The sequence below is a fragment of the Dictyobacter alpinus genome, from assembly GCF_003967575.1.
Taxonomy (GTDB): domain Bacteria; phylum Chloroflexota; class Ktedonobacteria; order Ktedonobacterales; family Ktedonobacteraceae; genus Dictyobacter; species Dictyobacter alpinus.
Window position 1 is genome coordinate 30,025 of the sequence record NZ_BIFT01000001.1, and the last position, 13,988, is coordinate 44,012.

Here is a 13,988-nt window from a genome sequence, read left to right on the forward strand (position 1 = left end):
AATTACAAATCTATTATTTTTTATATATTAACTAAAACATGTAGCGATATAAGATATAGTTATCAATCTCGTAACGTTTGTATTTACCAGGCGTCTGCTTTACTATCCACTTCTCTAACCAATCCAAACAGTCATATTCTGCAGTTGTCATGTTTGCATACTTGGGACACATCCAGGAGGACGCTTTATCTGCATGTACTATAGTGTAATATGCTGGATAACGATTATGTGAAGGATTAAGATGATGGTTTATAACGCCACAAAGTAACTTTTCTTGACTCTCAAAAATCAAGCTATAGCAACTCCAATAGTCCATATAGATATGGGTTATCCCCATATTCTCCAACTGTGCGACAAGATGGCTCCGCTGTTGATTGGCAGTCTGGGCTCTGGACACCTGACTAAATGCGATCACGGTACCAGAAATCAGGATGGCGCCGATAACGTACAGGATACACCGGCTACTATAGACCAATAACTTCTGCCAATGACCTCGTGGGTTTATTTGGCCTGCGGCACTCCATAACGGATCAATGAGCGCTGGCCATATTATGAGTAGGCCAATTAAATAACGAGCATGATAGCCTGCTTGATTAACAGGACCTGTGCTATGTATAAACACTACAATGGCGCTAATAGCACCACCAAGCATTAGGAGCTGGGCAATCCTTCTCACCAAGCGCGTGTGGCATTCAACCTCACCTAGGATTTTTCTATCTCGGATGACATTCTGCAACATAAGCAGAGTAAAAAACAGTGCAAATAGGATCAACACCAGATAGCTACCACCCCAGATTGTTTGAATGATCCTACATTGAACTGTGCGTGGAGTATTATCTCCTAAAAAAGGATATTCAATAACAGGGCAAAAAGGAAATCCAGTCGCTGTGGGAAGTGTTACTTGTATCGTCTCTATGAGATTGTGCCATAACCCTACTGTAGCCATAGGATCATCTTTGGCCCATCCCGTGCCATGCACTTGATTGAGGAGTATCAGCAAAGGGTTCAGCCCTTTATGAATACTATACAAGAAGGAAGGAAAGAAACCAATAAAACCTCCAGCAATCCCTGCTAACCAGCCACCCCAGATTAGAAGTTCATACCAACAAAATACGAGCATCAGTAATACTACCATCGCTAAAAAGGGCAGCACAACCATGTCACTCCATATGGCCAGTCCAGCTACCACACCAAAGACACCATAGAGTGAAAGGCGAAACAGATGTGTACGGACCGACATATAGCGTCGATACGAATACGCAAGCCACGCAGCAATGAGGAATGCTAGTGAGCCAAACAGGAGGGTCTGTGAAGACCCTCCTGTTGCAATAGTTTGACGTGTCAGGTACGGAATTGAACCAATACTCAACAATGCCAGCGTCACCAGGGCCAATCTTTTTGAAAAGAGTAAACTAATCAGAAAATACATACAGACAAAGAAAAAACCAACCATAAGCACTACCCCCATGCGCAATGCCATCAGGGAAGGACCACCAGCAATATGAAAAAATAATGCTCCGAGATAAGCTTCTATTACTCCCATGTAATCCTGACCGTAAAACATCATTGGAAGCTCATTTTTGTAGGCAATGTTGTAAGCCATCGTTGCCATAATACCTTCATCACCGTTGGTTGGCGGCCAATGCTGAAAAATTAAAATCAGGCGCATACCAACTGCAAAAGTAATTATGAGTGCAGCTACAAAACCATGAATATTCTGTCTCAAATATTTGAAAATATGCGCACCTGGCAAAGGATGCCTCCTCAATTAGCGTAAAATCAAGACACGTATTGTTACTCATATTCTAAATTGAATACCGCTAACGTTATTGTTAATTCTCTTTTTAGCTCATCATTAACAGAGCTCTCCAGGAAATTATCCCAGAGAGGATCTAAAATGTATTGCTAGGAGAGGTTTCTTCTTTCACTATACCTGATCAGAAAGCATCTATATAACCATCTCCCTTAGGGACAAAATTAGGTAGTTTTCCGGATGGACATTGGCTCTATTTTAGGTATATTCTCTAGTGGAGCACGTTATCACGCAAGGCTATTAAATTTTCAAGTAGATGTCGTGCGGAGGTTACGATTAAACACACAGTTATTTCATAAGTAAGGTGTGATATTGTCACCGTCCCATTGTCCATATACAATGAAGATAGAAATATTTATCTTGTAAATATGGTGGAGTAATATGCGCATCAGACCTTTTTTCTGGCTTCTTTTGCTGATAGTTTGTGCGAGCTCATTGACGCTGGCTTTTTTCTATCAACCTTATGCACCAGCATTTCTACAAGTAGAAGTGGCACAAAAACAATTTGTCGCAACTGGCCCTTCAAAGCTAGAATTACATCTATCTGATCCCGATGGCTTACCAATCGATCAGGCTCGGGTAATCCCCAATGCTCACATGACTAATATGGACATGCCTGCGTTGCAAAGTAGTGTGGTTGCTCGTGGCCAAGGCAATTATGAGGTGAATCTTGCTCTGAATATGGCAGGTCCATGGTCAATAACAATCAAAACACAGGCGCAAGGATTTATATCCCAACAAAAAACCTTACAGGTCATAGTTCTTTGATTTAAGCCACTTGCGCACTAAATTAGTTATGACACCACGTCATTGTCCCTATACGCGAGTCCGTTGCGACTGTTTTATGGTAAAATCGGCACTATGAGAACTTGCATGCAAAAACACGAAACAACAAGCTGAGCTCAATGTTGATAGATAGAAGGTGGCCATATTTCGGTGAGCAAATTTTTCCGTCCCTTAACGGCGTGGCTTCAAAACTGGCACATATCCCTGTTTGAAAAGGTTATCCTTGTAAACAGTTTTATGCTCATTGCAGAGACATTGGCTGCACTCTGGGTTACAAGCCATCAACTAGAAATGCACCACTATCTGATCGATACAATCTTCATTGTCATAGCTGCTCTCTTTACACTTTTCGCCAATATTTTTTTGTTGCGCGCTAGCTTCCATCCACTCTTTGAGTTGCTCAAGACCATCAGAGCAATAGGAACAGGACATACCCAACAACGAGCCACTGTCACTACCGCTTCATGGGAAATTAGCGAGTTGGCACAAGCTTTTAATAATATGCTGGACCGCCTGGAAGAAGTACGTCGTGAACAGACAAGAACCATTTTACAGGCCCAGGAAAATGAGCGCCGGCGCATTGGTATGGAACTACATGACGAAGCTGGACAAAATTTGACTGCTCTACTCATTCATGCGGAGGTACTTAATCAACACTTCCATCAACTTACCACCAGCAGGATGGCAGAACAATCACATGTACAGCTATCCACTGAACTGCAACAACTGGTACATTTAACCCGGCTTTCACTGGAAAATGTGCGTATCCTGGCCCAGCAGTTACGACCTAGTGTGCTGGATGATTTGGGATTACTGGCGGCTTTTCGCTGGTTGGGGGAGGACAGTGGACAAAGACTACGATTACAGGTGGATCTGGACCTTCAACAAATCGAACCCGTTGTGAAACTTTTGCCTCCCAATTATGAAACAGCTCTTTTCCGCATCACTCAGGAAAGCCTGACGAATATTGCACGACATGCTCAGGCTGAAACGGCTCTTATTTCATTAGGATTGAAGGAAAAAAATATTTATCTAACCATTCAGGATAATGGCACTGGTTACCAGGCTGAAAAAAAAATGGGCACGGGTATCTTAGGCATGCGTGAACGAGCAACCTCTCTAGGTGGATCACTCACTATTAACGCTCTCCCAGAACGAGGGACAATTGTACAGGCTACTCTACCACTCCCTTCTACAATCGACTCCAGGAAAATCATGAAGAATAATAAAGGATAATATGTATGTCAGGCGAACATCAAACACATGGAAAAATTCGTATTCTCCTTGCCGATGATCACGATTTATTACGCCAGGGACTCAAATTGCTTTTTGAAGCGCAGTCAGATATGGAGGTCGTTGGAGAAGCCCGCACCGGCAAAGAGGCTATCACCCAGACTCAACGCTTCACACCAGATGTTGTTGTGATGGATATCAGCATGGCTGAAATGGATGGGTTGGAGGCTTGCCAGCGCATTCGTAAGCTCTATCCTGTTACGCAGGTCTTAATCCTTACCATGCATGAGAGCGAAGAGTACTTTTTACAGGCCTTACGCATTGGCGCTTCTGGCTATCTGGTCAAAAAAGCCGCGCCAACAGAACTGAGTACAGCGATACGTACACTGGCACAAGGTGAGGTGTACCTTTATCCAGGCCTGGCCAAAACACTTATACGGGCCTATGTTTCTACTCATGATCAGACCGATATCTCGTCTATTAGCCCTAAATATATGGGCAAGGAGAAGAACACTTCGCTAGGACATGCTCTAAATATACTTACCCCGCGCGAAATTGAAGTCTTGAAGTTTGTTGCTGAAGGTAGAACCAATCAAGAAATTGCTGATATACTAGTTTTAAGTATCAAAACAATTCAAGCTCATCGTGCCAATGTGATGGAAAAACTTGGACTGCATGATATTACTCATCTTGTCCGCTTCGCCATCCACTACGGCTTGATTTCAGCTGAACCATATTTATAGTTACTGCAACTATGACAGGATACAAAAATGATACACAAACATGCTGGCGATCATCATCGAACTGCCTATCATTTTCAATCCCCTACGAATTGGATGAATGACCCGAATGGGCTTGTACAATGGCAAGGTGACTATCATCTCTTCTACCAGTATAATCCTGATGGACCTCTATTTGGAAAAATACATTGGGGACACGCGGTAAGCTATGACCTGCTACATTGGACACATTTGCCTGTCGCATTAAGTCCTACTCCGGGTGGACCGGATGAAGATGGCTGTTGGTCTGGTTGCCTGGTTAATGATAAAGGAATACCAACTCTGGTCTACAGCGGCAATGCTCATGGTCGGCAATTGCCATGCCTGGCAACTAGCTTTGATGGCTTGCTTACCTGGCAAAAGCATATCCAAAATCCTGTTATCCAACATTGGCCAGAAGGATTAGATGTCGTCGAATTCCGAGACCATTGTGTCTGGCAGGAGGATGACATCTGGTATCAGATTATTGGCTCTGGGATCAAAGATGTCGGTGGAACAGTTTTACTTTATCGCTCTCGCGATCTGCTCTCCTGGGAATTTATTCAACCATTGTGCATAGGGAATAAAGCTGAAACCGGCACCATGTGGGAGTGTCCAGATTTCTTTCCCCTTGGAGATAAATATGTTCTGACCATTTCTTCCATACCAGATGGTCTTGTCTACTACTTTACTGGCACTTATCAAAATTTTACTTTTACCCCAGAAACCCGGGGTGTTCTAGATGCCAGTACCCATTTTTATGCCCCCCAATCAATGCAGGATGATCAAGGAAGACGTTTATTATTCGGTTGGCTGCGCGAAGGACGAGGAGATCAAGAGATACAAACTGCTGGCTGGGCTGGCGCCATGTCATTACCACGTATTCTATCATTGACTTCAGGCCACCAGTTGAAAATTGAACCTGCCTCAGAACTCCAACAACTACGTCGCAAACACCATACTATACCTGCCCAACCTATCACCGGCGATAATATGGTCATTACAGATTTATCGACAAATGCATTGGAGATTGTACTGGAAATTGATGCAGGCTCAACGTCCATGTGGGGATTACGTATCCAAGACAGTTCCTATCCTGAAGAAATTATCACTGTTACTGTTCAAAAATCACAACTAGTCAGTGAATTCAAATTTCAAGGGATTAATTCAAGGCTATACGAAGCAGAAATGTGCGAACTCCAACAACTCAAGACACTTTCAAGGCGCTTGCATATTTTTCTTGATGGATCTGTTATGGAAATATTCGTTGATGAGCAAATGTGCCTGACGGAACGCTTCTATTTTAGTATGCCACAACATCTAAGTCTCGCTCTCTTTGCTAACGAAGGAGAAGCTCAACTCTATTCACTGGATATTTGGGAAATGGATACCATCTGGCATTCCTGATGCTTCTTTCGATAGCTTCCAAAAAACAATAAGGAGAGTCAAAAATGACCCTCCTTTATTGTTTCCCTGGAAACCAGAGATCACGCCAGAACTATAGAGTCTCAAGAGGCTCCATAAGCTCTTTAATGCCAGATAATAGACATTCCCCCCGAAACATCTTTCACTGGCATCTACTTCGTTCATCAAAACATGCTCGCGAATAAACTGTTGGCCAAACAGACAAATCGCGAATGTTCTGTTCCTGCTTCATCCAGATCTGTGCCTGTGCACCATGCAAGCAGCTCTGTCCACAGGCGTTAGTTTCCACCAAACGTAGCGGTACCATGCCCATGAAAAACGTTACATTACAGAACACTGGCCCCCCCAGGCCTCGTTCTAGTAACGCCATTTCCCCGTAAATAATGATATCGAATGCAGAGGAAGATAGAGTTGATATCACGTTAAGGTTTTGTAGAGATTCATCCAAATTAGTTCATTCTGGTTGAGAAAAATACATCACTTCTACTATAGAATACAAAATAAAGCATTATTGCTCTTTATGTATCGATAAATTCCTATATAACAAAAAAATTGATGCCACTCTCTAAAATATAAGATGTCACATTTATAAAAACAGGGGGATTGTCGTAAGACAAAGAACAATACCTAGAATATAGTAGTCAAGCTTTCCCAGTTTCTTTTCATGAAGCAGCGTACGTCCTCTTTCACTGCGATATCCACGAGCATCTAATGCGGTTGCAAGTTCTGAAGCACGACGCAAAGTGTTCTGAACAAGAGGAACAAAAAATATAGCCAGACTCTGAAAACGTTCACGCATGGTTCCATGCATAATATCAGCTCCACGAGCTACCTGCGCCTTCATTAGTTGATCCGCTTCGTCAAGTAATGTTGGAATAAAGCGTAAAGCTAATAGGATCATTAATGCAAAGTCGTCCACAGGCAGTTTCAAATATTTGAGTGGAGAAAGCAGTAATGTAAGACCTTCTATTAAGGCTATAGGAGACGTTGTCATGGTCAATAATGTCGAGAAAGTATAAAGCACAAAAAAGACCATAAAGCTTACAAGAGACAGCCAGGCTCCTTGTTGAGTAACGACAAGAGGCCCAATTGTCATATGGTGCGAGGGATCAAAACCATTGGTAAGCCAGAAAAAGTACAGGTCCGCAATGACTAATAATAATAATAAATTACGTATCAGTCGTAACCAGAATTTTCTTTGGCACCAGGAACGCAGAGGAGGGAACCAGCTTATCACAAAAAGACCAAGAAAAGTACATCCCACGATAAACAAGCTCTGGCTAACTGTGCCATAGGATGGTAACCAGGGACCCAGGTGCCAGATCACCGGACTATCACCCGCAGAGCCAAAAACAGAGAGAAACATACTTGAAAAAATGAGTAAGATCAGCAGCCAGAGTCGCCTTCCAAACTCACGCAGGGAGATACGCGCAAGGAATATACTACCTATAACGAGTATAATAGACATAATATAAGATGCCAAATGCCACTGCCTGTGATTGGCTATCAATAACGTGATTACCAACCAGATGGCTGCTATCAATTTAGTACGTGCTTGCAAACGATGCAGTACACTATTACCAGGATAAAAGGTGCCAAATGAAATGCTTTTGAGCATATAATATCCTTTTTTATTGTTTATTTGCGCAATATTAGTGCTTCAATATACATCTAACGTATCAAGAAAGTTGCTACTCAAAAAAGTGCTGTCGCCATTATGACATTATCTGTGTGTACTCCGATTCGCTTAGAAAGTAATTCTACCAGTATATTTATTTCTTATTGTACAAAAAAAGCCATCGATTTTGTACCTTGAAACGTATATCGTATAGGAATGTCTCAGTCACATTACTATAGAGAAGGAGAGCATTTATCATGACAGAAACACAGGCGCAACAAGAACAACGCATTCATCAACTGCTCAATGATACAAGGCTTTATATCGAACAAGATATAACAACCACACATGACATTAACTTGAAGCGCATCGAAATAGATGCCGCGACTGTGGTAACGTTATCGATTGTCTCTGAAATGCTTCCCGAATCAGTACAACAACAGGTTAAAGCAATCATTGACCTACATGAACAGGTATGGAATATGGATATCCCTTCGACAACTGGCATGACGCCACGTAAACCACTAGGGCAACGCTTTTTTCATCGCTTTGCCTTTTTTCATCCTGCAATGAAAGGTAATGGGCTGTCTCCAACCTGACACTTATATATACAGCCATCACGCGTTATTGCTTGCTAGCCAATGAGAAAGATCAGCTAAGGCCGGTAAAATTGCTTCAGGTTGAATACGGGCAAGTAGAGGAGAGTCAGCTTTGTGCTTGCCAGTGCAAACAAATATCCCACGCATCCCCATTCTTTGCGCTCCCCCAATATCATTCTCGATATCATCACCAACCATTATGGTTTCATTGGCTGCACAGTCAATAGTATCCAGAGCTTGTTTAAAAAATGTAGCGGCTGGCTTACCAAACACAATCGCTTCTTTTCCGCTAGCTACCTCTAACGCCTTCACATATGGCCCACTATCTAGTTGCAAGCCATCTTTCGTTCTCCAATAGAGATTCCTATGCAACGCAAACAAAGTTGCTCCATCCATAAGCATTCGAAAGGCTGCATTCATGGTTTCGTAAGTCAGCAATTCTTCTGCACCACCAATTATCACCACATCCGCATGTGTATCAACCAGTTCAATACCTGCAAAATCTTTAGCTGTGTCTCCTTTGGTTAATAACCAGCATCGCTTACCAGCAAAATGCTGCCGTAGATAGCGAGCAGCGGCAACTGGGGCCGTAATGATACGCTGCTCGGATACAGGCAAACCAATTCGCTGCAAGCTCTGAGCTAGAGTCTCCCGTGACATAGTTGTGGTATTACTCACACAGTAGGTACTATAGCCTTCCTGGTCTAGCCAGAAGAGGGTCTCTGCAGCGCCTGGCAATGGCTGCATGCTCACATGTAGCACTCCATCTATATCAAGTAAAACACCACGAATTGGCGGCATCTCTTTTTCTTTCTACTGCTTGCACAACATCATCATATGACAATAATTCATATACTACTATCTGATTAAAATATTTCTTTACTTAGTAAATAATACATTGTACTTGATATGTCAGTGCATTGACATCACCGTTTCTTTGATGGTTTCAATGACACTAAAAATAGTGTATAATACAAATGTTCGAATTATCGAGATGTAAGATGTGCATCCAACACTCTGAGCTGCCAGATTGTATGACACATAGTCAGGACGTTCCCTATCGTTCGTTCTGCAAATGTCCATGCCACTGCAGGCAAAAAGAGCCTGGGTGCTCACTCTGCTCAGGTCAACTGCTCTCTAACGACGAGGGTGATCTGCCTCAGCTTCCGAATATGCTATTCGGAAGCTGCTTTCCAACTTCCACTTTTGCAAAAAAGTAAAGGCTTCATCAACAGTTAAAAGATCTTTTGAAACGGCTATTCCCAGCTGGCGCAACTCCTCTAATAATGCGTGAAGAGGGGGAACGGCTAGATCCCAGGCATGTAGCTGCCCACTTTCCGCAAAAATGGTTCGCGGCGTTCCTTGCTGCACCAGATTGCCTTGATGGAGTATATACAACCAGTCCGCCATAGCTGCTACCTCTGCCATATCATGAGAAACCAGGATAATTGTTACACCTTGTTCGCGCTGAATATGTTGCAGATAGGAATAGAACTCTGAGCGCCCTTCACCATCCAGGCCGACAGTTGGCTCGTCTAGAATAAGAATGCGTGGTGACATTGCCAGGATACCCGCCAGGGCTACACGGCGTCTCTGGCCACCACTCAACTCAAATGGTGATCGCCAGCCATATTCCTCATGCGGTAAGCCTACAATATTTAGTGCCCCTTTTACACGTGTACGAATTTCATGTCGACCTAATTTCATACGCTGAGGACCAAACGCGACATCAGTGTAGACTGTTCGACCAAAGAGTTGCGACTCAGGAAATTGGAATAACATTCCTACCCGTTGCCGTAGAGCTCTCAGGTCTATATTCTTAACCCCTATGTCAATCCCATCTACCCAAATTGAGCCCTGCGTGGGTCGTAACAAGCCATTAAGATGCTGGACAAGCGTTGACTTGCCTGAACCATTAAAACCTATAATTGCTACACAATCCCCCTGGACAATTTCCAGAGAAATGTCGTTAAGAGCTTTCTTCGGAAATGGGGCTGCTTTGTAGATATGCGAAAGGTGCTTTACACGAATGATTGCTTCAGGCATTGGCAATCTCCTGTGCTATCTCTTCTATGGTTAATGCATGATCGGCAATAGTAAAACCGGCTGATCGCAAATGCTCCACTAAAGTTAAAGGCTCAGGAATAATAAGTTTGAGCTCCCGTAACCGTTCCACATTTGAGAAGATTTGTGCTGGTGTCCCTTCCTGTATTATCTGACCTCGCTCCATAACAACGATCCGCTGCGCATAGATGGCCTCTTCAAGTAAATGGGTCACCTGAATGATGGTCAGACCAAACATATGGTGGATCTGCGCAAACAATTTTGCCAGTTCTTGCCTCGAAAAAGGATCAAGCATTGAGCTGGCCTCATCGGCAATAATACATTGTGGTCGTAAAGCCAAAATACCAGCAATCGCCAGGCGTTGGCGCTGACCGCCAGATAATTTATCTGGTGGTAACTGACGTAGATGACGAATATTAACTGCATCTAATGCCTCAGCTACTCGCTCACGAATTTGCTGGAGTGGATATCCTCTAATTGTTAGTCCCCAGGCAATATCATCCTCAACAAGTGTCGCAATCAATTGATTATCAGGATTCTGAAAAATCATTCCAACCCGTTCACGAATCATATTTTGCTTCGCGACATCTCTAGTATCCATTCCTGCAATAAGTACCTTTCCTTGATCAGGAAGCAATAGTGCATTACAGTGACGGGCCAGCGTTGACTTCCCACAACCATTATGTCCTAATAACGCTACATATTCGCCTTTCTGGATCTGTAAATTGACATTCTGCAAAGCTGGAACTGCCACTAAGAGTTCTTGATCTTTCGCAGCATTCTGTACAGGATACCTGTAGGTTACTTGCTGGACATCAATTAAAGGTAAAGAGGCTATACGTTGCTCCATCGCTGACGCTCCGTTTTTCTTTTCACAGCTAACTTCACTATTCGTCGGCGTAAACGCTGTAGCCAACGCCTGGATTTCCCGCTCAGCATGGGACGCACATCATAACCAAGCATACGCACAAAAGAATTAACGACTGCATATATTCCTAAAATCGCAGGCACAAAGAATATTAGTAGTAGACAATAATAGGCGAGGGCCCAATGATCAAAGGCCCATTGAGAAAGAGTAACCATATGGGGATAAAAGTTCTGTTGCCACATTGCCTCAAGTCCCACACGCTGCGCAGTTAAAGCGATCAATGACATGGCTGCCTTATAGGTGCGGTGAAGGCCGTTTATATAGATGTCAAACGGTATGCCAGTTAGCCAGGCTACACCCACAGTTAATATAAAGATATAGCTAGCACCTGCCAGTGCCCCAGACAAGGCAATAGGAATATAGTGAAAGCGATGCTTCAATGTAAAACCAAGAAATGCACCTGCCAACCCTTGAGTGACTAAAGCAATGATGGAATAAGGGCCCACAAAAATGCTCATTACAAAGATCGCGACACACATACTTAATAGTTCTACATATACCCCTCGTCGCAAAACTAAAATTGTAAAAACGATAAAGTTCATGGCATAGAAAAAACCACCGCCAACGGGCAAAAAAGTTTTTAGAAATTGAAAAGCAACGGCTATGTCCGCCAATAGGGCGCCTTCTGCGATCTCGATGGCTTGCAAATTTCGGAACATTCTACACCTTGCATATTTTTCTTTTTTAATTAGTCCTCTGACATATATTTTAATCTCTTATCAGGTTGGCAAACAATGATCTATCACACATATCTCTTCTGTATTTAGCATATGTAGCACAACCTTCAGGAAACTCTCTCACCCATAGTGTAAACGATGTATGCATGCACCCGAGTGCAAAAAAAACTGTTTTAATGTCAGCAATCGGCACATGAGCACGTGCCGATTGCTGAATACATCAAACCCTGCTAAAAGAGAGCAACGCGTGCTTCCTCAAGGGATGCTAGTGAACTCTGGCTGGTTGCATAATAAGATACATTCTCATCAAGATGCAGTACATGTGTATATGAATTATATCGATAACGGCATGCCTTCTGCAGAATTGCATGAAAACCAACATCATTTAGATGTAATTGACCTTCGAAACGCTCAAAGAGGACACGCATTCGTCGATCGACATAAAATTCCCAAACATTATCGAGTGCCGCATAACGATGTACTTTAAGCGATTTACTCGTTGGGTTGGTGACAAACAGACGAACCTTCTTTACTACACTTATACGCTCAGCTTTGTTGAAACCTTCAAGAGCTTCAATAAATCTTTCGGTGCATGGAATTACTAGTGTCATCTCTAACCTCCTCAACAACCTGATGCAGACTAATATGTCCTCCACAACTGTAATACCCATACACCACCACGGATGCGGAAATTTTCGACACGAAATATCACAAATCACAAAAAGATCAGCGAACAGAACCAAATTTTCAGCAGATCCTGTTTTCTGATCTTTATCTAAAATATCCTGTACTAAGGACAACAGTACATGCTTACTGCTGCCTTTTCGCATCTCTCCATAAAAAAGCGAGACCCGGAACGTAGCCTGTCCGGGTCCCTATGTTCTGTCCATTTGCACACACCAACACATTTAAACAGACATCTGAGTTTTAGTACGTCGTGTTCTACTTGATAAACTACCGGCCCATGTGAATAGAGCGGACCGGGCCAGAATTGCACTAGCACCTCGACGTTTAAATGTCTTCATACGATTTGGCGTTCGACAGAGAATGCTGAGATTGGAGTAATAATCTCATTCTTGGATGGCGCTGACGTTGCCTCTGCCAACTGGGCTACCCCGCCATGAATGGCGGGTGCAGGATTCGAACCTGCCCTTCACGTCTTTACCGTAAAAATTAATTTAAGCTTAAATTTATACTCCAGCTAAAATTATAAAAGAATGTTGGCAAAAATGCAAATAATAAATTTATGTCTGGTTAAACACGACAACTCTACTTGCAATACCTTTGCCTGTTAAATTGTACTGTAGTTAATTACTGGCTTAACTAAACAGGTAATTAAATACGGCAGCTCCCACTTTCAGTTCGGTAACATCTTGATTATTGGCCTCTTCTCTTGCAAATTTCACAGCCTCTTGTAATTTTTCAACGCGATTGAGCAGCTCATTGACACGTTTTGCAGGTAAAGAACCAGAAAATTTAATGGTGCGCCAGTTACCAACTACTACATCCTCATAATAAACATCAACTTGAGCAGGATGCTTCTCAGTAGCTTCGGCCTTTACATGGTTACGTGGGATCTTCTTTGTTTTTACTGTTTGAACCGGCTCTGTTGCCCAGCAATCAGCTGATGGATCAAAGGTCCATAACTCAGAAGCATCTAACACTGGCAACTTTTTGATAAAGGTATACACATCAACCAGCTGCTTCTCCAAAAAAAGCAGGTACGTTGCTGGTACTTGCGCTAATAAGATTTTACCGTCAATAATTACATCGGCCTTAGCCTGGCAGTTAGCCCAGTCCTTGGTAGCCACTACATCAAACAATTTCGTGAGCATTTCTGATGTCGTGCGAATAACTTCTTCAGCACGTAATTGTACGCGGGTAGACTCGGGGGGAAATTGTTCACCTTCTTCGTCCTTAGGACGATAGGTACGGGAGATACCAGCTAGCAATGTAGTTTTCTGTAAGTTATGATGGGATTCAGTTAATTCCTGCAGCGAACGGCTTTTCGTGCCTTTTTCAATCGCGATGATTTGGTTCAGCTTCATGCTTTTTAACCCTCATACGTTTTTTTATATTCTATTTTG

General features: G+C 42.8%; 13 protein-coding genes. 5 read left to right on the forward strand and 8 right to left on the reverse strand.

What is annotated here, in order from left to right; all coding sequences use genetic code 11:
* Window positions 1–31 precede the first annotated feature (31 nt).
* Complete coding sequence (locus tag EL633_RS00140) at window positions 32–1,753, reverse strand: ArnT family glycosyltransferase (RefSeq protein ID WP_126625250.1); 1,722 nt, start codon at window positions 1,751–1,753, stop codon at window positions 32–34.
* A 441-nt stretch (window positions 1,754–2,194) separates the two neighbouring features.
* Here EL633_RS00140 and EL633_RS00145 point away from each other — a divergent pair, with 441 nt between their 5' ends.
* The 4 genes from EL633_RS00145 to EL633_RS00160 all read left to right on the forward strand — a co-directional run bounded on the left by EL633_RS00145 (window position 2,195) and on the right by EL633_RS00160 (window position 5,997).
* Window positions 2,195–2,581, forward strand: a complete 387-nt coding sequence (locus tag EL633_RS00145) for a FixH family protein (RefSeq protein WP_126625251.1) — start codon at window positions 2,195–2,197, stop codon at window positions 2,579–2,581.
* 168 nt (window positions 2,582–2,749) lie between these two features.
* The gene (locus tag EL633_RS00150) at window positions 2,750–3,835 is read left to right on the forward strand and encodes a HAMP domain-containing sensor histidine kinase (RefSeq protein WP_126625252.1); all 1,086 of its coding nucleotides are present in this window, start codon (window positions 2,750–2,752) and stop codon (window positions 3,833–3,835) included.
* A gap of 5 nt (window positions 3,836–3,840) precedes the next feature.
* On the forward strand, window positions 3,841–4,575 hold the full coding sequence (locus EL633_RS00155) for a response regulator transcription factor (protein WP_126625253.1): 735 nt from the start codon (window positions 3,841–3,843) through the stop codon (window positions 4,573–4,575).
* A 27-nt stretch (window positions 4,576–4,602) separates the two neighbouring features.
* The gene (locus EL633_RS00160) at window positions 4,603–5,997 is read left to right on the forward strand and encodes a glycoside hydrolase family 32 protein (protein WP_126625254.1); all 1,395 of its coding nucleotides are present in this window, start codon (window positions 4,603–4,605) and stop codon (window positions 5,995–5,997) included.
* 604 nt (window positions 5,998–6,601) lie between these two features.
* On the opposite strand, the gene EL633_RS00165 is transcribed toward EL633_RS00160, so the two are convergent.
* Window positions 6,602–7,633, reverse strand: coding sequence for an energy-coupling factor transporter transmembrane component T family protein (locus tag EL633_RS00165; RefSeq protein ID WP_126625255.1), 1,032 nt, complete (start codon window positions 7,631–7,633; stop codon window positions 6,602–6,604).
* A 257-nt stretch (window positions 7,634–7,890) separates the two neighbouring features.
* On the opposite strand from EL633_RS00165, the gene EL633_RS00170 reads away from it, so the two are divergent.
* Window positions 7,891–8,232 (forward strand): hypothetical protein, encoded by a 342-nt coding sequence (locus EL633_RS00170; RefSeq protein WP_126625256.1) that lies wholly within the window; start codon window positions 7,891–7,893, stop codon window positions 8,230–8,232.
* Window positions 8,233–8,250: 18 nt separating this feature from the next.
* On the opposite strand, the gene EL633_RS00175 is transcribed toward EL633_RS00170, so the two are convergent.
* From EL633_RS00175 to EL633_RS00200, 6 genes are all read right to left on the reverse strand, one after another.
* Window positions 8,251–9,033 carry a TIGR01458 family HAD-type hydrolase gene (locus tag EL633_RS00175; RefSeq protein ID WP_126625257.1) on the reverse strand — a complete coding sequence of 261 codons (783 nt, stop codon included), beginning with the start codon at window positions 9,031–9,033 and terminating at the stop codon, window positions 8,251–8,253.
* Between the two features lie 336 nt (window positions 9,034–9,369).
* Window positions 9,370–10,278: an energy-coupling factor transporter ATPase gene (locus EL633_RS00180; protein ID WP_126625258.1), complete on the reverse strand. Its 909-nt coding sequence runs from the start codon at window positions 10,276–10,278 to the stop codon at window positions 9,370–9,372.
* On the reverse strand, window positions 10,271–11,146 hold the full coding sequence (locus EL633_RS00185; RefSeq protein ID WP_126625259.1) for an energy-coupling factor transporter ATPase: 876 nt from the start codon (window positions 11,144–11,146) through the stop codon (window positions 10,271–10,273). The genes EL633_RS00180 and EL633_RS00185 overlap by 8 nt, the downstream gene beginning before the upstream one ends.
* A complete protein-coding gene (locus tag EL633_RS00190) occupies window positions 11,131–11,883 on the reverse strand; it encodes a YybS family protein (protein ID WP_126625260.1) in 753 nt (250 codons plus the stop codon). Before EL633_RS00190 ends, EL633_RS00185 begins: the two co-directional genes overlap by 16 nt.
* A gap of 248 nt (window positions 11,884–12,131) precedes the next feature.
* Entirely contained in the window at window positions 12,132–12,512 is a 381-nt protein-coding gene (locus EL633_RS00195; RefSeq protein WP_126625261.1) for a hypothetical protein, read from the reverse strand.
* A gap of 708 nt (window positions 12,513–13,220) precedes the next feature.
* The gene (locus EL633_RS00200; protein ID WP_126625262.1) at window positions 13,221–13,949 is read right to left on the reverse strand and encodes a DUF7873 family protein; all 729 of its coding nucleotides are present in this window, start codon (window positions 13,947–13,949) and stop codon (window positions 13,221–13,223) included.
* Window positions 13,950–13,988 lie beyond the last annotated feature (39 nt).